This window comes from Variovorax beijingensis (assembly GCF_003951285.1).
Lineage (GTDB): Bacteria > Pseudomonadota > Gammaproteobacteria > Burkholderiales > Burkholderiaceae_C > Variovorax > Variovorax beijingensis.
This window is the reverse complement of sequence record NZ_RXFQ01000015.1, coordinates 52,463-73,787: the sequence shown is the minus strand read 5'-3', so window position 1 is coordinate 73,787 and position 21,325 is coordinate 52,463. Positions and strand designations below refer to the sequence as shown.

24 protein-coding genes are annotated in these 21,325 nt (G+C 68.6%); 9 read left to right on the top strand and 15 right to left on the bottom strand.

Annotation, left to right across the window (positions count from 1 at the left end):
* Nucleotides 1–3: 3 nt before the first annotated feature.
* Nucleotides 4–1,380: an ATP-binding protein gene (locus EJO66_RS23260; protein ID WP_125966304.1), complete on the top strand. Its 1,377-nt coding sequence runs from the start codon at nt 4–6 to the stop codon at nt 1,378–1,380.
* A gap of 3 nt (nt 1,381–1,383) precedes the next feature.
* Entirely contained in the window at nt 1,384–3,174 is a 1,791-nt protein-coding gene (locus tag EJO66_RS23255; protein ID WP_125966303.1) for a cytochrome c biogenesis protein DipZ, read from the top strand.
* 43 nt (nt 3,175–3,217) lie between these two features.
* Here the strand turns inward: EJO66_RS23255 and EJO66_RS23250 are convergent, their stop codons facing one another.
* From EJO66_RS23250 to rtcR, 5 genes are all read right to left on the bottom strand, one after another.
* Nucleotides 3,218–3,469: a hypothetical protein gene (locus tag EJO66_RS23250; protein WP_124960176.1), complete on the bottom strand. Its 252-nt coding sequence runs from the start codon at nt 3,467–3,469 to the stop codon at nt 3,218–3,220.
* 142 nt (nt 3,470–3,611) lie between these two features.
* A complete protein-coding gene (gene lhpI / locus EJO66_RS23245; protein WP_125966302.1) occupies nt 3,612–4,559 on the bottom strand; it encodes a bifunctional Delta(1)-pyrroline-2-carboxylate/Delta(1)-piperideine-2-carboxylate reductase in 948 nt (315 codons plus the stop codon).
* Nucleotides 4,556–5,392 carry an alpha/beta hydrolase gene (locus EJO66_RS23240; protein ID WP_124960174.1) on the bottom strand — a complete coding sequence of 279 codons (837 nt, stop codon included), beginning with the start codon at nt 5,390–5,392 and terminating at the stop codon, nt 4,556–4,558. Before EJO66_RS23240 ends, lhpI begins: the two co-directional genes overlap by 4 nt.
* Before the next feature lie 54 nt (nt 5,393–5,446).
* A complete protein-coding gene (locus EJO66_RS23235; protein WP_164547888.1) occupies nt 5,447–5,788 on the bottom strand; it encodes a VOC family protein in 342 nt (113 codons plus the stop codon).
* A 41-nt stretch (nt 5,789–5,829) separates the two neighbouring features.
* Nucleotides 5,830–7,443, bottom strand: a complete 1,614-nt coding sequence (gene rtcR / locus EJO66_RS23230) for an RNA repair transcriptional activator RtcR (protein ID WP_125966300.1) — start codon at nt 7,441–7,443, stop codon at nt 5,830–5,832.
* A 683-nt stretch (nt 7,444–8,126) separates the two neighbouring features.
* Here rtcR and EJO66_RS23225 point away from each other — a divergent pair.
* The 4 genes from EJO66_RS23225 to rtcA are packed head-to-tail and all read left to right on the top strand — an operon-like array spanning nt 8,127 to nt 12,013.
* Nucleotides 8,127–9,278, top strand: coding sequence for a slipin family protein (locus EJO66_RS23225; RefSeq protein ID WP_125966299.1), 1,152 nt, complete (start codon nt 8,127–8,129; stop codon nt 9,276–9,278).
* A gap of 38 nt (nt 9,279–9,316) precedes the next feature.
* Nucleotides 9,317–10,540: an RtcB family protein gene (locus tag EJO66_RS23220; RefSeq protein ID WP_125966298.1), complete on the top strand. Its 1,224-nt coding sequence runs from the start codon at nt 9,317–9,319 to the stop codon at nt 10,538–10,540.
* 55 nt (nt 10,541–10,595) lie between these two features.
* Nucleotides 10,596–10,979 (top strand): zinc-ribbon domain containing protein, encoded by a 384-nt coding sequence (locus EJO66_RS23215; RefSeq protein WP_125966297.1) that lies wholly within the window; start codon nt 10,596–10,598, stop codon nt 10,977–10,979.
* A complete protein-coding gene (gene rtcA / locus EJO66_RS23210) occupies nt 10,976–12,013 on the top strand; it encodes an RNA 3'-terminal phosphate cyclase (protein ID WP_125966296.1) in 1,038 nt (345 codons plus the stop codon). The genes EJO66_RS23215 and rtcA overlap by 4 nt, the downstream gene beginning before the upstream one ends.
* 34 nt (nt 12,014–12,047) lie before the next feature.
* Here rtcA and EJO66_RS23205 read toward each other — a convergent pair whose 3' ends face one another.
* On the bottom strand, nt 12,048–13,691 hold the full coding sequence (locus tag EJO66_RS23205) for an adenylate/guanylate cyclase domain-containing protein (protein WP_125966295.1): 1,644 nt from the start codon (nt 13,689–13,691) through the stop codon (nt 12,048–12,050).
* A gap of 28 nt (nt 13,692–13,719) precedes the next feature.
* On the opposite strand from EJO66_RS23205, the gene EJO66_RS23200 reads away from it, so the two are divergent.
* Nucleotides 13,720–14,463, top strand: coding sequence for a Crp/Fnr family transcriptional regulator (locus EJO66_RS23200; protein ID WP_185738364.1), 744 nt, complete (start codon nt 13,720–13,722; stop codon nt 14,461–14,463).
* A 12-nt stretch (nt 14,464–14,475) separates the two neighbouring features.
* Here EJO66_RS23200 and EJO66_RS23195 read toward each other — a convergent pair whose 3' ends face one another.
* Nucleotides 14,476–14,955, bottom strand: coding sequence for a DoxX family protein (locus EJO66_RS23195; protein ID WP_124960165.1), 480 nt, complete (start codon nt 14,953–14,955; stop codon nt 14,476–14,478).
* 193 nt (nt 14,956–15,148) lie between these two features.
* Here EJO66_RS23195 and EJO66_RS23190 point away from each other — a divergent pair, with 193 nt between their 5' ends.
* Nucleotides 15,149–15,907 (top strand): sulfite exporter TauE/SafE family protein, encoded by a 759-nt coding sequence (locus tag EJO66_RS23190; RefSeq protein ID WP_124960164.1) that lies wholly within the window; start codon nt 15,149–15,151, stop codon nt 15,905–15,907.
* Nucleotides 15,908–15,922: 15 nt separating this feature from the next.
* On the opposite strand, the gene EJO66_RS23185 is transcribed toward EJO66_RS23190, so the two are convergent.
* The 5 genes from EJO66_RS23185 to EJO66_RS23165 all read right to left on the bottom strand — a co-directional run bounded on the left by EJO66_RS23185 (nt 15,923) and on the right by EJO66_RS23165 (nt 19,334).
* The gene (locus EJO66_RS23185; RefSeq protein WP_015867184.1) at nt 15,923–16,282 is read right to left on the bottom strand and encodes a DUF1428 domain-containing protein; all 360 of its coding nucleotides are present in this window, start codon (nt 16,280–16,282) and stop codon (nt 15,923–15,925) included.
* A 64-nt stretch (nt 16,283–16,346) separates the two neighbouring features.
* Nucleotides 16,347–17,840 (bottom strand): DHA2 family efflux MFS transporter permease subunit, encoded by a 1,494-nt coding sequence (locus EJO66_RS23180; protein WP_125966294.1) that lies wholly within the window; start codon nt 17,838–17,840, stop codon nt 16,347–16,349.
* Between the two features lie 37 nt (nt 17,841–17,877).
* Nucleotides 17,878–18,297: a VOC family protein gene (locus tag EJO66_RS23175; RefSeq protein ID WP_125966293.1), complete on the bottom strand. Its 420-nt coding sequence runs from the start codon at nt 18,295–18,297 to the stop codon at nt 17,878–17,880.
* Nucleotides 18,298–18,315: 18 nt separating this feature from the next.
* A complete protein-coding gene (locus tag EJO66_RS23170) occupies nt 18,316–18,843 on the bottom strand; it encodes an SRPBCC family protein (RefSeq protein ID WP_124960161.1) in 528 nt (175 codons plus the stop codon).
* 53 nt (nt 18,844–18,896) lie between these two features.
* Complete coding sequence (locus EJO66_RS23165; protein WP_125966292.1) at nt 18,897–19,334, bottom strand: VOC family protein; 438 nt, start codon at nt 19,332–19,334, stop codon at nt 18,897–18,899.
* 129 nt (nt 19,335–19,463) lie between these two features.
* On the opposite strand from EJO66_RS23165, the gene EJO66_RS23160 reads away from it, so the two are divergent.
* The gene (locus EJO66_RS23160; RefSeq protein ID WP_124960159.1) at nt 19,464–20,126 is read left to right on the top strand and encodes a TetR/AcrR family transcriptional regulator; all 663 of its coding nucleotides are present in this window, start codon (nt 19,464–19,466) and stop codon (nt 20,124–20,126) included.
* 41 nt (nt 20,127–20,167) lie between these two features.
* Here EJO66_RS23160 and EJO66_RS23155 read toward each other — a convergent pair whose 3' ends face one another.
* From EJO66_RS23155 to EJO66_RS23145, 3 genes are read right to left on the bottom strand one after another with little or no spacing between them, the layout of a single operon-like run.
* Nucleotides 20,168–20,485 (bottom strand): CcdB family protein, encoded by a 318-nt coding sequence (locus EJO66_RS23155; RefSeq protein WP_125966291.1) that lies wholly within the window; start codon nt 20,483–20,485, stop codon nt 20,168–20,170.
* A gap of 12 nt (nt 20,486–20,497) precedes the next feature.
* Nucleotides 20,498–20,767 (bottom strand): type II toxin-antitoxin system prevent-host-death family antitoxin, encoded by a 270-nt coding sequence (locus EJO66_RS23150; RefSeq protein ID WP_124960157.1) that lies wholly within the window; start codon nt 20,765–20,767, stop codon nt 20,498–20,500.
* A 59-nt stretch (nt 20,768–20,826) separates the two neighbouring features.
* A complete protein-coding gene (locus EJO66_RS23145; protein WP_124960156.1) occupies nt 20,827–21,318 on the bottom strand; it encodes a MarR family winged helix-turn-helix transcriptional regulator in 492 nt (163 codons plus the stop codon).
* Nucleotides 21,319–21,325: the final 7 nt, after the last annotated feature.

The window sequence follows — 21,325 nt, the reverse complement described above, 5'->3', positions numbered from 1 at the left end:
TCCATGTCCACTCCCGCGAATCCTCCCGCGAGCCCGGCCGGCGCTGTGCGCGGCTGGCGCCGGCTGCTGCCCGGCTCGCTGTTCTACCGCGTGACGCTGATCATCGTGGTGGGCCTGGCGATCGCGCAGCTGCTCACCTTCGCGGCGATCCGCTACGAGCGGAACATGGCGCTGCGCGAGCTGATGATGATCGGCATCGAGCGCGACATCGCGAGTTCGGTCGCCATCCTCGACCGCCTGCCCGCGGCGGAGCGCGCCGGCTGGCTCGACCGGCTGGAGCGGCGAAACTACCGCTTCGCGCTGGGCGGCAGCGCAGAGGGTTCCGAGCCCGGCTCGCTGCAGTCGCGGCAGTTTGCCGCAGCCATCGTCGACGCGATGCGCCCGTTCCAGGTCGTCAAGGTCGGCGAGGTGGCCTGGCCGCCCGAGGGCCTGCAGATCCAGGTGCGCCTGGGCGACGGTTCGTCGGTGGTCGTTCATGCGATGCGCGTGGGCATGCCGGTGTCGGGCTGGGTGATGTGGCTGCTTGCGGCCCAGCTGCTGGTGCTGGCCGTGTGCGCCTGGTATGCGGTGCGGCTGGTGACGCGGCCGCTCGCGCAGCTTTCCGCGGCGGCCGACCGGCTCGGGCCCGACCTCAAGGGCCGCACGCTCGCGGAAGAGGGTCCCACCGAAGTGGCGCATGCGGCGCGCGCCTTCAACGCCATGCAGCAGCGCATCGCCGGCTACATGTCCGAGCGGGTCGAGATCCTCGCGGCCATCTCGCACGACCTGCAGACGCCCATCACGCGGATGCGGCTGCGCACCGACCTGATGGACGACGCGCACGACCGCGAGAAATTCCGCCAGGACCTCGACGCCATGCATTCGCTGGTGCGCGAAGGCGTGACCTATGCGCGCACGCTCCACGGCGCCGCGGAGCCGCCGCTGCGCATCGATGCCGACGCGCTGCTCGAGAGCATGGTGGCCGACTACGAAGACGTGGGCCAGCAGGTGCGGCTCGAAGGCAAGGCCGGCGCCCCGATCGTGGGCCGCCCCCATGCGCTGCGCCGCATCCTGATGAACCTGATCGACAACGCGCTCAAGTTCGGCAGCGAGGTGCGCCTGCGCGTGCATGCCGAAGACGACGGCCGGCTGGTGCTGAGCGTGCTCGACGACGGCCCCGGCATTCCGCCGGACGAGCTCGACGCCGTGCTCAAGCCCTTCTACCGCGTCGAGAGTTCGCGCAACCGCAGCACCGGCGGCACCGGGCTGGGCCTGGCCATTGCGCACCAGCTGGCCATGGCCATGGGCGCCGAGCTCACGCTGAAGAACCGCCCCGAAGGCGGGCTCGAGGCCCGGCTCGCGCTGGCCGCCGCGCCCGCCCGCGCCACCCTCCAAGACTGAATCATGCTCATCCTCCTCATTGCCTACCTGGGCGGGGTGCTCACCATCCTGAGCCCCTGCATCCTGCCGGTGCTGCCCTTCGTGTTCGCGCGCGCCGACCGTCCGTTCCGCTCGCACGGCCTGCCGATGCTGCTGGGCATGGCGCTGGCCTTTGCCGCCGTCGCCACGCTGGCGGCGGTGGGCGGCGGCTGGATCGTCACGCTCAACGAATATGGCCGCCATGGCGCCATCGCCCTGCTCGCGCTGTTCGGCCTGAGCTTGCTGTTTCCACGCGTTGCCGACCGCCTGAGCCGGCCGCTGGTGGCGCTGGGCATGCGCATGTCCGAGCCGCGCGGCGATGGCGGCGCGGCGCCTGCATCCGGGTTCTCGCCGCTGCTGCTGGGCGTGGGCACGGGCCTGCTCTGGGCACCGTGCGCGGGGCCGATCCTCGGCCTGATCCTGACGGGCGCGGCGCTCAATGGCGCGAGCGTCGGCACCTCGCTGCTGCTGCTGGCCTATGCGGCCGGCGCGTGCACCTCGCTCGCGGCCGCGCTGCTGTTCGGCGGGCGGCTTCTCTCCGTCATGAAGCGTTCGCTGCATACCGGCGAATGGGTGCGGCGCGCCGCCGGCACGGCCGTGCTGGTGGGCGTGGGCGCCATTGCGCTGGGACTGGACACCGGCGTGCTCGCCCGCCTGTCGGTGGGCACCACCTCGGCGCTGGAGCAGGCGCTGGTGGACAGGATCAAGCCAGGCAAGCCGCAGGCGGAACCGGCCGCGCTGCGGGAAGACGCGGGCCTCGTGCGCGTGTCGGACAACCGCGCGGCCCCGCTGCCCGCGCGCGAACTCAGGGTCGAAGGCCGATTTCCCTCCTTGGCCGGCGCCACCGAATGGCTCAACTCCGCGCCGCTCGCGCCCGAGGCCCTGCGCGGCAAGGTGGTGCTGGTCGACTTCTGGACCTACTCGTGCATCAACTGCCTGCGCACGCTGCCCTACCTTCGTGCATGGGCCGAAAAGTACAAGGACGCGGGGCTGGTGGTCATTGGCGTGCATTCGCCGGAGTTCGCGTTCGAGAAGAAGCCGGCCAACGTGCGCAGGGCCGTCAAGGACCTGGGCATCGGCTTTCCGGTGGCGCTGGACAACGACTTCGCGATCTGGCGCGGCTTCGACAACCAGGCCTGGCCCGCGTTCTATTTCATCGACGCCGAGGGGCGCATCCGCCACCGCCAGTTCGGCGAGAACCGCTACGACAGGGCCGAGCAGGTCATCCAGCAGCTGCTGGCCGAGGCGGGCCAGACCCGCATCGCCGCCGGGCTGGTGGCGCCGCTCGGGCAGGGTACCCAGGCCGCGCCCGGCGCCGAGCCGGCGCTCTCCGGCGAAACCTACCTGGGCCACGAGCGCGCGCACGGCCTTGCCTCGCCCGGCGGCATCGCGCGGGACCGTGCGAAGGCCTACCAGCCCGCGGCCTCGGCGCTGCGCACCAACCAGTGGGCGCTGGCCGGCGACTGGACGGTGGAGGCCGAACGCGCCGTGCTGAACAGCGCCAACGGCCGCATCGCCTATCGCTTTCAGGCGCGCGACCTGCACCTGGTGCTAGGCCCGGCGGCCAATGGCAAGCCGGTGCGCTTCAGGGTGCTGGTGGATGGAAAGCCGCCGCTTGCGGACCACGGCTTCGACACCGATGCGCAGGGCCACGGCGTGATCGATGCACAGAAGCTGTACCAGCTGGTACGGCAGGCGGCGGGCGGCAGGGAGCGGCTGTTCGAGATCGAGTTTCTCGACGCCGGCGCACAGGCCTACGCGTTCACTTTCGGTTGAGCGCTGACGCGGCTCGGGCGGGGCAAGTGGCCGAGCCTGCGTGTCAGGCGGCCCAGGCGCTCAGCGAAAGCCGCCGCAGCATGTCGGTCTGGCGCGATTCCTCGGCATCCCGCAGGCTCTTGGCCGCGCGGGCAGCCACGTAGCTGACGTACAGCGTCTCGATGGCCTTGGCCCAGTCGTGCATCTTCTGGGACACCGCGCCGGCCGAGGCGGCCGAGACGTCCTCGGCCGGACACGCGGGCACCTCGAAACCGGCTTTGCTGAGGATGGTGGCTTTCTGAAAAATGGTGAGCATGGGGCGGGCCTCCTGGCCTTTGGATATGGGCATCAGGTTAGCGTTGGCGCAAGAGGCGTGCCATCAGCTGCATGACGTATGTGTCTGTCGGTAAATGGCTCTCTGCGCGTGCCGTTGGCCGCTGTTTTCTAGGCCTTAAGCCTTAGGCCGGCATCGATTCGGCGTGCTGCCAGACCAGCGTGGCAGCCGTCAGGTCTTCGAGCGCGCTGCCCACGGCCTTGAAGACGGTGCGCTCTTCGCTGCCCATGCGGCCCGCGCATTCGCCCCGGCAGAGTGCGGCCAGCGTGCCTTGCACCTCATCGGCGCGCAGCGTGCCGCCCGCGATGGCGTCGAGCAGCTCGCCGGCCTTCTGCAGCGCCTCGGTGGTGTCGACGAAGGTGCGCGCACCCTCGAAGCAGCGCACGTCGGCCTCGCGCATGGCGGGCGTGAAGCTGCCGATCAGGTCCAGGTGCGAGCCCGGCGCCAGCCATTCGCCGCGCACCAGCGGTGCGGTGGCGAGCGTGGCGCAGCTCACGATGTCGGCCTGGCGCACGGCCGCCTCGAGCTCCGTGGCGGCCTGCGCGTTGAACCCTTCGGCGCGCCATTGCGCGGCCAGGGCCTGGGCGCCTTCGGGCCGGTGGTTCCACACGAGCACCTCGTCGATGGGCCGCACGCTCGCATGCGCGGCGGGCAGCAGCCGCGCGACGCGGCCGGTGCCCAGCACCAGCAGGCGGCGCGCATCGGCGCGCGCCAGGAACGAGGCGCCCAGCGCCGATGCCGCGGCCGTGCGGCGCGCGGTGAGCTCGTTGCCGTCCATCATGGCCAGCGGCACGCCGGTGTGCGCGTCGTACAGCACATAGGTCGCATGCAGGCCGGGCAGGCCGCGCGCGCTGTTGCCCGGAAAGACGTTGATGGTCTTGATGCCCAGAAAGCCCGCGTCGCTCCACGCCGGCATGATGAGCACGGTGCCCTTGTCGGCGTCGGCCGTCTCGATGGCGTGCACATGGCGCGGCGGCACTTGCGCCTCGGTCGCGAAGGCTGCGCGCAGCGCGGGCACGAGCCGCGCGAAGTCCAGCGGCTCGCGGGTGGCGGTTTCGTCGAAATGCTTCATGGCTGGCGTGGACGCAGCGAGGCGTCGAAGAATTCCACCAGCGCCTGCTGGCAGGTGGTGCCGAAGCGCTCGGTCATCGGCTCGAGGTGGCCGGCGCCGGGCACCTCGAGCAGGCGCCTGGGCTCGCGCGCGGCCTCCAGCAGGCGCCGCGAATGGGAATCCGGAATGACCGTGTCGGCCGTGCCGTGGATCAGCAGCAGCGGAATGGGCGCAATGGCGGCGACGTATTTCGATGCGGCGTAGTCGTCGCTCACCAGCAGCCCGGCGCCCGGGAGCTTTTCGTTCGCAATCGAGGAATACGAATAGAAGGTCGATTCGATGGCCGCCGCCTTCACGCCGGCCCGGTTGCCCGAGCCCAGCACCGCAATCGCGTTGGCGCCGCCCAGGCTCTGGCCGAAGACGAGAAGGCGCTGGGGGTCGACATCGCCGCGCGAGCGCACGTGGTCGAGCGCGGCGCTGGAATCCTCGAACACGCCCTTGGGCTCGGGCTTGCCGGCCGATTCGCCGTAGCCGCGGTAGTCGAACACGAACACGTTGAAGTCCTGCTTCGGCAGCCAGGCCACGAAGCGCCAGTGCGCGCTCATGTTCTGGGCGTTGCCGTGAAAGTGGACCACCGTGCCCTTGGCCTCCTTCGGGTTGCTGCGGCCGGCGGCAGGAAGAAACCAGCCGGCCAGGCGCGTACCGTCGGCGCTGGCAAACTGCACCGCCTCGTAGCGCAGCCCGAGCGCGTCGGGCGTTTCGTAGCGCACGCGGTCGGGGTAATAGAACATCGACTGGACGCAGCCGGTGAGAAAGGCGGGCAGGGCGGCGAACAAGGCCAGCTTCCAGTTCATGGGGAGTGCTTTCCGTGGCGCCCGGCCGCATGGGGCGTCTTGCGGATCGGCCGCTCAGGCCTGCTGCTGCCGGAATGCAAGGTGATAGCCGTTGCAGTCCACCACTGCGAACTCGCTGGAGCCGTAGGGCATCTGCTGCAGCGGCCACGCGATGGAGGCCTTGTCCTTGACGGCGGCGTAGTAGGCCGCCGCATCCGGTACCGCGAAATAGAAGGTGCCGGAGCAGCTGGGCGGGCTCTGCCAGAGATCCTGCTGGGTGAAGATGAGCTTGCCGCCCTGCTTCTCGACCGTCAGGGTGCCCTCCGCAGAATGCACAGCCGTGAAGCCGAGGACATCGAGGTAGAAGCGCTCGGTCTGGGCCAGGTCGTGGCAGCGCAGGAGCAGTGTCAGCGACATGAGTTTCTCCTTGGAATGTGGCAGTCTCGGCGCAGGATAGCTCAGCCCGCGGCGATGCGGCTCCATTCGAGCCCGTGCTTGGCCAGGTACTTGCGCAGCCGGTCGGCATCGTTCACCGCGCTGCGCTGCGCGCGCGAGGCCTGGAAGAGCTGCCGCCCCGCATCCGACAGGCTGCGCGAGTCGCGGCACACGCGCACCACCGCTTCGAGCTGCAGCCGGTCGAACAGGTCGAGCGTGGCCGCGCGGCCATCGCCGAGCAGGCTGTCGAGGTCGACGTCGGCAGCGCCTGCGTTTCGCCTTTCCGGGCCCTCGCGGTTCCAGAGCCAGCGCAGCCGCTCGATCTCGGCCTCGACCAGCGCCACCGGGATGCGCCCGCCGTCCGCCAGCGTGGCCAGCCGCGTCACGCTGGCCGAGAGGTCGCGGAAGTTGCCGCACCACAGCGCCTCGCCGCTCTGCGCGAAGCGCAGGTAGGCCGCGCGCGACTCGGCGTTGAAGCGCACCACGCGGTGGTTCTCGGCCGCATGGATGGCCAGCAGATGGTCGATGTTGGGCTCGATGTCCTCGGGCCGCTGCGCGAGGCCGGGCAGGTCGTAGGTCCAGAGGTTGATGCGCGCGAACAGGTCTTCGCGGAAACGCCCCTCGGCCACGTCGCTGCGCAGGTCGCGGTTGGTGCCGGCGATCAGCTGGAAGTCGCTCTCCACTTCCTTGTCGGCTCCCACCGGGAAGAAGCGCTTCTCCTCGATGGCCTTGAGCAGCATCGCCTGCTCGTCGAGCCCGAGTTCGCCGATCTCGTCGAGGAACAGCGCCCCCTGGTTCGCCGTGCGCAGCAGCCCGGCCCGGTCGCTGGCCGCGCCGGTGAAGGAGCCCTTCCTGTGGCCGAACAGGGTGGAGGCCGCGCCGTCGCCGCGCAGCGTGGCGCAGTTCACTTCGACGAAGGGCCCGCTCATCTGGTGGCGCGCCTGCTTCAGTTCGAACATGCGCCGCGCGAGGAAGGACTTGCCCGCACCCGTCGGCCCCACCAGCAGGATCGGCGCGCGCGAACGCACGGCCACGCGCTCGATCTCGTCGATCAGCGCGTTGAAGCGCGCATTGCGCGTGGCGATGCCGCTCTTCAGGAACGCGACCGCGTCGCGCTGCTCCGCATCGAAGCGCCGCGCGATCACGTCGTAGCGCGACAGGTCGAGGTCGATCAGCGTGCACTTGCCGGCCTCGCCTTCGCGCTGCTTCCGGGGCGGCGAGGTCTGCGCGAGCACGCCCGGCACCACGCGCGATTCCGACAGCAGGAACATGCAGATCTGCGCCACGTGCGTGCCGGTGGTGATGTGCGTCCAGTACTGCTCGCGCTCGGTGTCGAAAGTGTAGGCGCGCGCCCAGTCGTACAGGCGCGTGTAGACCTCGCCGAAATCCCACGGGTCCGCGAGGTCGAAGGGCACGAGGTTGACGGTGGTCTCGGGCGACACGGAGGCGATGTCGGCCTTCACCACCTCGGCCAGCGCCTTGTGCTTGAGCGTGTAGAGCAGCTCCATGCGCGAGACGACCATGTCGTCGTGTTGCGCGAGCGAGACCGTGGGGCGCCACTTGTTCCACCGGCCCGCGCCCTGGCCGGCGTCGAGCTGGGTGCCGAGGAAGCCGATGACGACGATGGGTTTCTTCATTGTTTGGATAAAAAACTAGCCCAATTTCTAAAAACTTTCAGAATGCTAGCAACGAAATGAAGCCGTGCCACACCCGGAGAAGAAGAAATTTTCCTTTTCCGTCAATGACTTGCGCCGTAACCTGGTTGTTTTATGTCGGCCTGGCCCCAGGTTGGCACGCTCGCTGCAGGAGAGAGTCCGTCCGGATGCAGTTCATCCGCTCCCAGGTGCCGCATGACAGCGGCCCGGTGCCGCAGGCCAGACCCGTTCTTGGGTCCGCGGTATGCCGCTGCTGAACTGTGCTGGTCACTGGACTTGTTCCAGTCTGCTCATGGTGGAGCACCGTGCTAACCACGCGGCGTGGCGGGTTCGATTCCCGCAAACAACCCTCGGCGGTGTTCGCACCGCCGCTTTGATGGGGGCGAAAGCCCCACCGCCCCGGCACACCGGAGCGAGGCGCAGGGCAGGGCCCGGCCGAGCGACACCGTGCCAGTGCAGGCGGCTTGCGCATCGCGCGTTCTGCAAGGAACCGCATGCAGCCATCGGCGCAGAAGGAGGCGATGGCGCAGCCACCGCACCGACCCGTCGACCGCTGCGTTGCTGACCTCGCAAACCACGGTGCCCGCCGCCTGTCCTTCGTGGGCCCCGACACGAAACGTAGACGAACGACAACCGCAACGAAGAAGAAGAGAGAGGAAGAAAAAATGCTGGGATTCACCCAATTCACCGTGAAGAAGAACGAACGCGTGCTGCTGCTGCGCAACGGGGACTTCGATGGCCTGTATGCCGCCGGCAAGCACCGCGTGTTCACGGGCTTCGACGCCGTCCAGCTCGAGCGCTTCTCGCTGGCCGAACCCGCCTTCGACCACGAACTGGCCGACTACTTCCTGGCGCGCGAGCCGGAACTGGTGCAGCGCGAGTTCATGCAGGTGTCGCTGGGCGAGACCGAGGCCGGCCTGCGCCATGAAGACGGCGTGCTGGTGCAGATCCTGCCCCCGGCCACCCGCAAGCTTTATTGGCGGGGCCTGCGCGAGCAGCGCGTCGACGTGATCGACGTGGCGGCCGATGCGCGCCTGCCGGCCGAACTGCTGGCCAAGCTGCAGAGCGTGGCGCTGCGTCCGCGTGCGGTGCAGGGGCTCGAAGGCGTGCTGCTGGTGCAGGTGCCCGAGTTCCACGCCGGCGTGCTGACGCTCGAAGGGCAGATGCAGGCGCTGCTGCCGCCGGGCAACCACGGCTTCTGGCGCTTCAACCGCCAGGTGGCCGTGACCAGCGTGGACCTGCGTTCGCAGATCGCCGAAGTGAGCGGCCAGGAAATACTGACCCGCGACAAGGTGGGGCTGCGGCTGAACCTGTCGGCGGTGTGGCGTTTCGCCGATGTGCGGCAGGCCCTGGCGCAGATGCCCAAGCCGGCAGAGCATGTGTACCGCGAACTGCAGTTCGGCCTGCGCGCGGCGGTGGGCGAGCAGACGCTCGACGCCCTGCTGGAGAACAAGTCGGCCATCGACCAGACGGTGCTGGCGCAGGTGCGCGAGCGGCTCGAGGGTTCGGGCGTGGTGCTGGAGAGCGTGGGCGTGAAGGACATCATCCTGCCGGGCGAGATGAAGACCATCCTCGCGCAGGTGGTGGAGGCCGAGAAGTCGGCCCAGGCCAACGTGATCCGCCGCCGCGAGGAAACCGCGGCCACGCGCTCGCTGCTGAACACCGCCAAGGTGATGGAGGGCAACCCCGTCGCCTTGCGCATGAAGGAACTCGAGACGCTGGAACGCGTGGCCGAGCGCATCGACAAGATCTCGGTGGTTGGCGGCCTGGACCAGGTGCTCAACGGACTCGTGACGCTGCGGCCGAACGGTTCCTGAGAAGCATTGAAAAACGGATGATGGAAGAGAGAAAAGAAATGAAACAGAACTACAAACTGCACGAAGTAGCCAACGGCGTCCCCGTGAAGATGTGGACGAACGGCGTGCCCGTGGAAGACGAAGCGCAGAAGCAGCTCGAGAACGCGGCGCGCCTGCCCATCGTGTTCAAGCACATCGCGGCCATGCCCGACGTGCACTACGGCATCGGCGCGACCGTGGGCTCGGTGATCCCGACCTTCAAGGCCATCATCCCGGCCGCGGTGGGCGTGGACATCGGCTGCGGAATGATGGCGTGCAAGACCACGCTCAACGCGCGCGACCTGCCCGACAACCTGGGCCCGCTGCGCTTGGCCATCGAAAAGGCCGTGCCGCACGGAAGCAACCCCAAGCGCATGGGCCGCGACAAGGGTGCGTGGGAAACGCCGCCCGACGAAACCGACGCGGCCTGGGCCCGGCTGGTGGATGAGTTCGACCTGATCTGTGAGGACTACCCGCGCATCAGGAACACCAACAACCACAAGCACCTGGGAACGCTGGGTACCGGCAACCACTTCATCGAGGTGTGCCTCGACGAGGCGGGCGCCGTGTGGTTCATGCTGCACTCGGGTTCGCGCGGCGTGGGCAATGCCATCGGCACGCACTTCATCGAACTCGCGAAGAAGGACGCCGAGCTGCACCAGCGCAACCTGCCCGACCAGGACCTGGCGTACTTCGAGGAGGGCGCCAAGTACTTCGGCGACTACGTGCGCGCGGTGGGCTGGGCCCAGAAGTTCGCGCGCGCCAACCGCGAAGTGATGATGCAGCGCGTGGTCGCGGCCGCGCGCAAGGTGATTGCCAAGCCATTCGAGGCGCATGTGGAAGCGGTGAACTGCCACCACAACTACGTGAGCCGCGAGACGCACTTCGGCGAAGACGTGCTCGTCACGCGCAAGGGCGCGGTGAGCGCCAAGGCCGGCGAGCTCGGGATCATTCCCGGCAGCATGGGCGCCAAGAGCTACATCGTGCGGGGCAAGGGCAACCCCGAGAGCTTCATGAGCTGCAGCCACGGCGCCGGTCGAAAGATGAGCCGCACCAAGGCGAAGAAGCTCTTCACCATCGCCGACCAGATTGCCGCGACCGAAGGCGTGGAATGCCGCAAGGACGCCGACGTGATCGACGAGATCCCGATGGCCTACAAGGACATCGACGCGGTGATGGAGGCGCAGAAGGACCTGGTGGAGGTGGTCTACACGCTCAAGCAGGTGGTGTGCGTGAAGGGATAGACAGGGCCGCGGGCGATTGCCCGCGGCCTGGCATTGAGGAAGAAGTAGAGGGGCTATGAAAAGCAACAAGCAACGCCGCGCCGAAATCAAGGCACATCGGCTCGAACGCGCCGCGCGCAGGCTGGCCGAACAACGGCTGTCCGCCGAAGTGCGGCCGGTGGCTGGTGCCGGCCTGGTAGTCGCCGATACGGCGCTGCTGGCCGCGCACAACAATACCTACGGGCTCCTGCCCACGTTCTACGTGGACAAGGCTTTCACTTGCCGCGACTGCGGTGCCGACGAAGTGTGGACGGCCAAGCAGCAGAAGTGGTGGTACGAGATTGCGCTGGGAAACATCAACAGCACGGCGGTGCGCTGCCGTGCCTGCCGACTCGCAAGGCGCGCGCTTCTGCGCTCCGGCGCGGCCGTGGTCGCCGCGCAGCAAGGAGGCCGCGCATGATCGAACTCGACGGTTCGCAAGGCGAGGGCGGCGGGCAGATCCTGCGCACCAGCCTGGCCCTGTCGGTGGCCACGGGTCAGCCCGTGGCCATCCAGAAGATTCGCGCAGGCCGCGCCAAGCCGGGCCTGATGCGCCAGCACCTGGCCTGCGTGAATGCCGCGGCACAGATCAGTGGCGCGCAGGTCGATGGGGCCGAGCTCGGCTCGCAGTCGCTGCGCTTCGTGCCCGGGCCGGTGCGTGCGGGCGACTACCGCTTCGCGATTGCCAGCGCGGGCAGCTGCATGCTGGTTTTGCAGACGGTGCTGCCGCCGCTGCTGCTGGCCGGTGCGCCGAGCCACCTGCATCTGAGCGGCGGCACCCACAACCCGATGGCGCCGCCTTTCCACTTCCTGGAGCGCGCCTTCGCACCGCTGGTGCGCCGCCTGGGTGCGGACCTGCAGCTGGAGCTGCGCCGCTGCGGTTTTTATCCGGCCGGCGGCGGCGAGGTCGAAGCGGCCATCGTGCCGGCCGCCGATGGGCTGCGGCCTTTCGATCTGATGAGCCGCGGCGCGCTCCTGTCGAGCCATGCGGAGTGCCTGGCGCCGGGGCTCGCGCGCCATGTTGCCGTGCGCGAGCTGGAAACGCTGGGCAAGGCCATGGGATGGTCCGGCGAGCAGCTGCGCACCGGATCGGCGCGCCAGAACGAGGGCCCCGGCAACGCGCTGCTTGCCACGCTGGCGTACGAGCACGTCACCGAGGTCTTCACGGCTTTCGGCGAAAAGTCGCTGAGCGCCGAGCAGGTGGCGCACGGGCTGGTGAAGGAGCTGCGCGAATTCCAGAAAAGCCAGGCAGCCGTGGGGCCGCACCTGGCCGATCAGCTGGCCCTGCTGCAGGGCTTGGCGGCCTGGCAAAGCGGCCGCGGGGGCGCCTTCACCTGCAGCGAAGTGACCCAGCACACGCGCACCAACTGCGCGGTGATCGAGCGCTTCCTGCCGGTGCGTTACGCCATCACGCAAGCGCCGGGCGCGGCCACCGTGACAGTGGCGCCGGCCTGAAGCAAGCCGCGTCGGCCGGCCGCTGCTGCTGCTGCTAATCGCAGCAGATCACCGCAATCGGCTCGGAGCGGCCGCGCACGGCCAGCATCTCGACCTGTCCTCCCGCATGCGCGAAGCCGGCCTGCTGCGCGGCAAACACCGAGACCACCAGGCGCGACGCGGCCGTCTTGGCGTGGTCCTGCAGCCGGCTCGCGGTGTTGACCACCTCGCCGATCGCGGTGAAGGTGGTGGTGTCGAGGTAGCCTACCTCGCCCACGGCCGCGCGCCCCGCGTGCAGGCCCATGCCGAAGTCCAGCGGCTGGCCGAACTGGGCCTCGAAGCCCTCGCTCCATGCATCCATGCGCTGGCCGATGAGCTCGGTCGCGCGCAGCGCCTGCCGGCATGCGGTGGGCAGGTCGGTGTCGAGCCCGAAGATCGCCATCACGCTGTCGCCGATGAACTGGTTCGGCACGCCGCCGCATTCGCGCACCGCGGCGCCCACGGTGGCGAAGTAGCGGTCGAGCACATAGGCCAGGTCGAAGGGCCATTGGCCTTCCGACAACCCCGACCAGCGCCGCAGGTCGACGAACAGGATGGCCACGTCGCGTTCGCGGCCGAAGCTGCTGGCCGGCGCCGGCTGCCTTCCGTTGGTTGCTGGCGCGAACAGCGGGATGACCTCGATGTCGCCTCGCGGGCGCAGCTGGCAGGCCAGCCGCACACCGCCCGGTGCGCGCACGCGCTCGAGCGTTCGCTGCTCGTCGCGGTCGGGCGGGTCCGTGTGCTGCGCGGGGCCGAGCACGCGCACGCGGCAGGTCGAGCAGCGTGCCCGCCCGCCGCACACCGAGAGATGGGCGATGCCGTGCGAGCGGCTCGCTTCCAGCACGCTCCAGCCGCGCGGCACGTGCACCGTGCGGCCGGGGTAGCGCAGTGCAATCGACGCCCCCCGCGCGCGGCGCGCGAACCAGTTGCGCGCCGCATAGGCGGCCAGCAGGGCGGCCAGGCCGAGCGCGTAGAAGAGCTTGATGCGGCCTTCCGCCGTGTCGAGCGCACGGCCCTGCGCCGAGGTCGGCAGCACCGCGGGCGGCACGCCGGTCCACTGGAACTCGCGCCCCATCGAGACGAAACCCATCATCGCCGCGAGCGGCAGCACCACGGCAAGGGCCAGCAGCAGATAGGAAAGGCGGCGGTAGGCCGGCCGCGCCCGCAGCGCGAAGTGGATGCCGAGGCAGCCATGGGTCCAGGCCGCCAGCAGCATCGTGAACTGCGCGCCGGCGCCCGGCAGGCTCCACAGACCCGAGACCACGCGGACATAGGAGCCCTCGATGCCGTAGGCCAGGTAGGCGCCGCGCATGGCGGTCAGGTGGGTGGCCAGCAACAGCGGCAACGCAAAACCCAGCAGCACGCGCAGGCCCTCGAGCGGCGGCATGCGCAGGGTGCGGCGTTCCCATAGTGCGGCCACCGCCAGCGCCAGGTGCGCGCCGGCCGCGCCGTACAGCAGCAGCGTGCCTGGGAGGCTGTGCCAGAAGAGCTGCACGTTGCGCAGCACCGCCTCGGCCGCCGCGAAGGAGGCGATGCCCAGCGAATGGTTCAGCAGGTGCGCCGTGACATAGGCCATCAGCACCAGCCCGCTCGTCCATCGAAGGTTGCGCCGGGTCGGCGGTCTCGGCAGCAGGGCGATGGGTGGGGAGCGTCTGTCCATGAAGGGCTTCGAAGGGCACCCGAGCATAATGCGCGCGCCCCTCTCCACCGGCATGGCCCCCACTCCAATCACCCCCCGTTCCAGCCTCGCGCTGCGCCGCATCGCGCTGTTCGAAGGCCTGTCAGACCAGCGGCTCGACCTGCTCGCGCAGCAATGCCTGTGGCACAGCGTCGAGGCCGGAAAGCCCTTGCTGCTGCGTGCCGAGCAGCAGGGCGACGTGTTCCTGCTGGTCTCGGGCCGGGTCCGCGTGACCACCTATGCGGCCAACGGGCGGCAGGTGACCTTCAGGGATTCGGAAGCCGGCGAGCATTTCGGCGACATTGCCGCCATCGACGGCGGGCCGCGGTCGGCCGACGTGGTCACGCTGCTGCCGAGCGTGCTTGCGAGCCTCGACCGCGCCGCCTTCCTGGGCCTGCTGCGCGAGGAGCCGCTGGTGGCCGAGCGGGTGATGCAGCGGCTGGCGTCATTGGTGCGCCAGCTGTCGGAGCGCGTGATCGACCTGAGCACGCTGGGGGTCCAGAACCGGCTGCACGCCGAGTTGCTGCGCCTTGCGCGCACCGCGGGCGTGGCGCACAACCAGGCCCGGCTGGAACCGGCGCCCAGGCATGCGGCGCTGGCCAGCCAGATCAGCACCAACCGCGAGCAGGTGACCCGCGAGCTCAACGTGCTGGTGCGCAGCGGCGTGCTTCAGAAGGACGGCAAGGCCCTGCTGGTGGCCGACGTCGCCCGCCTCGAGGCGATGGTCTCGCAGGTGCGAGGCGACGCCGGCTGAGCCGGCCGAGGCTCAGTTCCAGCGGCCGCGCAGGCCGCCCAGGCTGAATCGGCCCGCGCCCAGCAGCACCACGGCGAGCGCGCCGAACAGGTACAGGCCCTGCAGCTCGAGCGCCCAGCCGCCCTGCTTGGTCAGCGCGAACAGGTCGGCCATGTGCACCAGGCCGAAGGCCGCAAGCATGTTGATGACGACCACGCCGGCGGCGGCGCGGGTCCAGAAGCCGGCGATCATGAGCAGCGGCGCCACGATCTCGCCCACGTACACCAGGTAGGCGAGCCCGCCCGGCAGCCCGGCCTTCACCAGCATCGCGCTCACGAAGCCCACGCCGGCCGAGATCTTGAAGATGCCGTGCAGCAGCACGAGCACGCCGATCGCCACGCGCAGCAGCAGCTTGCCGGAGTCGTCCAGCGCGGCGGGGGAGACGGAGGAAGAAGCCTGCGAGGGTGCGATCGGCGCACGCGCGGCATTGGCGGCTACGGCCTGGGTGTTCATGGCGGATCCTGAAAAAATGGGAGGGCCGCCACGGGGTGCGGCGGTTGCGCTTCCAGTGTGCGCAGCCGCTGTTCGGCGGTATGTGCGTTTACGCACAGTTTCCGACGGCAGCCCATGGCCCGCGCCATCCTGCTACGCTCGGGCGGCCCGCCAGCCGACTCGGCGGGCTTTTTTCTGCGCCGCTTCCTTCCCCATGGCCTTTCCCCTCATCACCGATCCGCATTTCTATGCGGTGGCCGTTCCCGCCGTGCTGCTGCTGGGCATCAGCAAGAGCGGCTTCGGCGCCGGCTTCGGTTCACTGGCGGTGCCGCTGATGGCGCTGGCGGTCACCGTGCCGCAGGCCGCGGCCATCCTGATGCCGCTGCTGCTCTTGATGGACCTGCTCGGCCTGGCCGCCTTCCGCAACGATTTCGACCGCGCGCTGCTCAAGTTCCTGATTCCCTTCGGGTTGCTCGGCACGGTGATCGGCACGCTGCTTTTCCGCACGCTCTCGGCCCACACCGTGGCCGGCATCGTCGGCGTTTTCACGCTCTTGTTCCTTGCGCAGCGGCTCGCGTTTCCGCCCAAGCCGGACGATCCGCTGCCCTCGCGCGCCGTGGGTGCGGCGCTCACCGCGGTTTCGGGGTTCACCAGCTTCATCGCGCATGCCGGCGGGCCGCCGATCAATGCCTACGTGATTCCGCTGCGGCTCAAGCCAGTGGTGTTCACCGCCACCATGGCGTACTTCTTCTTCGTGGTGAACCTGAGCAAATGGATTCCCTATGCGTGGCTCGGCCTGATCGACCTGCGCACGCTGGCCACTTCGGCGGCGCTGATGCCGCTCGCGCCGCTCGGCGTGTGGGTGGGCATCCGCATTGCCCGGCGCATCGATGCGACGTGGTTCTATCGCTTCGTGTACCTGGGCATGCTGCTCACCGGCCTCAAGCTCGTCTACGACGGATTCTTCGCCTGAGGCCGGGGCCGGAGGTCAGAACTCGACGATCGACTTGAACCCGCCGAAGATCATCCGCTTCCCATCGAAGGGCAGGGTCTTGGGGTCCATCGCGGCAAGGCGCGGGTCGGCCATCACCTTGGCGTTGACCGCGTCGCGGTGCTTGCGCGACTTGTAGACGATCCACGAGAACGCCACGGTTTCGTCGGCCTTCTGCTTCACGCTCTGCGGAAAAGACGTGAACTTGCCGGGCTTCACGTCGTCGGCCACGCATTCCACGTATTCGAGCGCACCGTACTCCATCCAGATCTTGCCGGCCTTACGCGCCAGCTTGCGGTAAGCCTCGATGTTGTTCGAGGGGATGGGAACGATGAAACCATCGACATAGCGAGCCATTGGAAGTCTCCTTGAAAGAAACGGAAGAAAGGAAAGAAAAAGGGGCCGCCCGCCAGGCAGACCCTCAGGATGCCGCCGCACGATTGGCCGTGCCTGCGGATGCCGCGGACCCCTTGCTGTTGTTGTCTTCGTTGTTCTGGGTGGACCCTGGCGATACGGTGCGAAGCAGCACGGCCCCGAGCAGCCCCGCCACGGCCGCGAACACGGCGCCGATGAGGAACGCGAGGTTGTAGCCGCCGGTGAGCGCGAGCGCCAGCTTTGCGCCGGCCGCCTCCATCGACGTGGTGCGCGCGACGGCGGCGCTGGCCAGCACCGCCAGCCCGAGCGCACCGCCCATCATGAAGGCCGTGTTGACCACGCCCGAGGCCAGGCCCGACTCGGTCGGGCTCACTTCGCTCATGGCCGCGAGCAGCAGCGGGTTCAGCGCCATGCCCGCACCCAGGCCCAGCAGCAGCATGCCGGGCAGCACGTCGACCACGAAGCTGCCGTTCACCGGCGCCCGCGCAAACAGCGCAAGCCCGATGGCCGCGAGCCACAGCCCCACGGACAGCGGCCTGCGGATGCCGAAGCGCATCACCAGCCGGGCCGAGATGCCCAGCGAGAACAGCGCCATGATCAGGTTGGCCGGCAGGAACGCCAGGCCGATCTGCATCGGCGTGTAGCCCAGCACCAGCTGCATGTAGAGCGCGGAGATGAAGAACCACGCGAACATGGCCGCCGCCCACAGCACGCCCACCACGTTGGAGACCGACACGCTGCGCAGCCGGAACAGGCCCAGCGGCATCAGCGGATGCTGCACCCGGGCCTCGATGGCGATGAAGAGCACCATCAGCACCACTGCCGCACCCAGGAGGCCGAGCGTCTGCGCCGATTGCCAGCCGGCCTCGTTGCCGTTGACGATGGCATACACCGCGAGCATCAGCGACAGCGTCACCGCCACGGCGCCGGACACGTCGAGCTTCTCGCCATGGGCGTGGCCGCGCGCCGAGGGCAGCAGCGCGATGCACAGCGCATACACGGCCACGCCGATCGGCAGGTTCACCAGGAAGATCCAGTGCCAGCTCAGCGTGCTCGTGAGCAGCCCGCCCAGCAGTACGCCGATGCTGCCGCCGCCCGCGCAGACGAAGCCATAGACGCCCATCGCCTTGGCGCGGTCGGCCGGCTCGGTGAAGATGTTCATGATCAGCGAGAGCGCCACCGCCGAGACCACCGCGCCGCCCAGCCCCTGCACCGCGCGCGCCGCGACCAGCAGGGCCTGCGAGTTGGCGAGGCCGCAGGCCAGCGAGGCCAGCGTGAACAGCACGAGGCCGATCAAGAAGACCCTGCGGTGGCCGTACAGGTCGCCCAGCCGCCCGCCCAGCAGCAGGAAGCCGCCGAAGGTCAGCATGTAGGCATTCACCACCCAGACCAGTGAGGTCTCGGTGAAGCCGAGGTCGGTGCGGATCGAGGGCAGCGCCACGTTCACGATCGTGGTGTCGAGCACGATCATCAGCACGCCCAGGCACAGCACCATCAGTGCGAGCCAGCGCTTGCGGTTGTTGTCGAGTGTGTCGGTCATGAAGAGTGATTCCCTGCAAATTGCGGGTGAGGCGGATTCAGACCAGCGGCTTGCCGCCGTTGATGAGCCAGGGCGTGCCGAAGCGGTCGGTCACCATGCCGAAGCCCTCGACCCAGAAGGTCTTCTCGAAGGGCATGGAGACGGTGCCGTCCTCGGCAAAGGCGTCGAACACGCGGCGCGCTTCGGCGACGGTCTCCAGGGTCAGCGCAACGCCGAAGCCTTTCATGCCTTCGTAGGCCTGGCCGGGCATGGTGTCGGAGGCCATGAGCATGCCGTCGCCGTAAGCCAGTGACGCATGCATGATGCGCTTCTTGGCGTCGGCCGGCATCTGCTCGGTATCGGGCGCTTCGCCGATGGTCATCATCATCTGCATGGTGCCGCCGAGCGTCTTCTCGTAGAAGCGCATGGCCTCGGCCGCGTTGCCGTCGAACGTGAGGTAGGCGTGGATGGGAGACATGGTGTTTCCTTTCGGTGGTTACTTTTCGGAGGCCGTCTTGAGGTTGGCAAGGCCGGTTTCGAAGTCCTTGCCGATCATCTGGTCCATGTTGAAGAAGATGCCCATGAGCTTTGCGACGTAGGGGCTCGGGCCGTGCATCGCCCAGGTCACCTGTGTCGCGCCGCCCTGCGGCTGCAGCGTGAACTCGGCCATGTTGCGGGCTTCGAAGGGCTTGACGAAGTCGAGCCTGATCGCGATCTTCGAAGAGGGCGTGGACTCGGCAATTTCCATGCGGCCCGCGCCCGCTTTGTCGTTGCCTTCCCATGCGTAGGTCGCGCCCTGGCCGGCGGGTGCGCCGCCGAAGCTGCGCTTCATTCCCGGGTCCAGCTTCTCGTAGGGCGACCACTCGGCCCAGCGGTGGAAGTCGTTGATCAGCGGAAAGATCTTCTCGGCCGGCGCCGCGATGCGCGCCGTGCGCTCAACGCGAAAGGTGCCGGGCCGGACGGCGGCGTAGATGAGCACGATCGCGATCAGCGCGAGGATGGCGAGGACGATTTTCTTGAGCATGAAGGTATTCCTGGAGCGGGGACGGGGGACGGGCGGAGCGTCGCGGCGATGGATTACTGGCCGGCGTGCACCACCAGCAGCCAGCCCACACCGAAGCGGTCCGTGAGCATGCCGAAGCTGGAGCTGAAGAAGGTCGGCGTGAGCGGCTGCATCACCTGGCCGCCATCGGCCAGCGCGTCGAACCACTGGCGTGCCTGGGCATCGGTGGAGGCGGTGAGGGCGAGCATGATGCCCTTGAACTCCGGCTGGCCCGAGCACCGGCCGTCGGAGGCCATCAGCTCGGTTTCGCCGATGCGCACCACCGCGTGCATCACCTTGTCGGCCGCCGGCGCGCCGCCGCCGCAGCTGGCGTCGGCATCGGACGAGGGCGGCATTTCCGGCGCCTCGCTGTAGCGCATGAGCTGCACGACTTCGGCACCGAGCGCCTTCTTGTAGAACGCGAGCGCTTCGTCGCAGCGGCCTTCGAAGGACAGATAGGACTGGACTTTCATGGCGTTTCCTTTGGACTGAGGATGAAAGGATGCGCAGAGACCTGCGCGCATACGGAATAACTAAGTTTGTGTACACCGTCCACAAAGAATAGCAGACATAATGGACACTGTCCACATGGAGATTTTTTGATGAGCCCCCGCGTCGTCCCGCCAGCCCCCAGCCCGCCCGCGGCCCGCAGCACCTACCGCCACGGCGATCTGCGCCGTGCGCTGCTCGATGCGGGCATCGAACTGGCGCGCGACGGCGGCCCCGATGCGGTGGCGCTGCGCGAAGTGACGCGGCGGGCGGGTGTGGTGCCTAACGCGGCGTACCGGCATTTCGCGAGCCGGCGGGAGCTGCTGCTGGCGGTGCGCGCGGCCGCGTTGTCGGCGGCGGCCAGCGCCATGGAAAAGGAGCTGGCGGTGCTGCCCTGCGACCAGCCGCCCGTCGACTTCGCGCGGGCGCAGGTGCGGGCGATTGGTACCGCCTATTTGCGCTTTGCCCAGGCCGAGCCGGGGCTGTTCCGCACCGCCTTCGTGGTGTCGTCGGAAGACGCCGAAGGCGAGGTGGGGCCGGGAAAGGCGGGGGCCGGCGGCAAGGACCCGTTCCAGCTGCTGGGCGCCGCGATCGACCGGCTCGTGGAAGCGGGTGCGCTCGACCCTTCGCACCGCCCGAACGCCGAATACCTGGCCTGGTCGGCCGTGCACGGCCTGGCGCTGCTGATCATCGAAGGGCCGCTCAAGGGCATGGATGCGCAGTCCAGCCATGCACTGGGGCAGCGGCTGATCGACATGGTGGAGCGGGGGCTCTAGCTCCGGGGGGGCGTCCTCGGCGGGGGCAGCGCCCGTGCAATTCAAATTCCGCTGATGACGGCGTCCAGCGCCCCGACGAGCTCGCTTGCCTGCGAACGCAGGCTGCCTTGCGAGGTGCCGAGATCTTTCACGCGAAACGGTGCGGCCAGATGCGGCAAAGCGACCAGGGCATCACCTTCCCATTGCACCTGCGGGCATAGCGCGCGAGGCAAGGCGGCAGGCATGTGCTTGCGCAAAGCGAGTGGAACGATCAGGCGCGTCGGCAATGCCGAAAGGAGATCGCTCTGGATGTCGACCATCCAGGGAATGTCTGGACGTTGAAGCTTCGAGGGATTGGGGTAGACGTCGAACTGGGCCACCGCGTGCTGTTCTCACCAGGGCCTGAACTCTTCGCCGAAGACGCCGATGCGATCGACAAGATCGTTTTGTGCGGCAATCCAGTCCTTGTACGTCTCACTGAACTCCCGCTTGCGCTGGGCCATCGACTTTTTCTGTTCCAGGGCCTCCAGCTCGGCAAAGCGCGCGGCGGACACGATCACACCGGCCACGCGATCGTTCTTCATCACGTGAACAGGCTCGCGCTCGGCTTGGCCGAGGTAGTAGCCGAATCGATTCTTGGCTTCCGTGGCGCTGATCTGCATGGGTGAATCCTCAAAGGATTAGCCATTTTAGCCATTCCTCGATGCATGCGTGGCCGGGGCTACAGATAGATCTTCTGCAGCAGCCGGATCAGCGTTTCGCGTTCGCGTACCGTGAGCCGGGCGCTGGCGTCGGCCTCGAGTTGCGTCACGGTCTGCTCGGCCTCGCGAATCAGCTTTTCGCCCGCTTCGGTGAGGTGCAGGCCCACCGCCCGGCCGTCGTGCGGATGCGGGCGGCGCTCGATGAGCCCGCGGCTGTCCAGCGTGGCGACCAGGCTCACCAGGTTGGGCGGCAGGATGTCGAGCGTGTTGCACAGCTGGCGCGAGGTGGCGCCCGGGTTGTGCGCCAGCAGCGACAGCACCGAGAAGTCGATCTGCTTGAGGCCGTACGGCGCCATGCGCTCGGCGAACACGCCGCTCACGATGAGCCAGGCGCGGCGCGCGTTGTAGCCGACCAGGGCTTCCAGCATGCGGGCGTCGAGCCGATCGGACTTGCCGTTGCCGGCCGTTGCCGGCTCAGCCTTGGCGGGACTGTTCTTGGATGGACGGGGCATGGCCCGA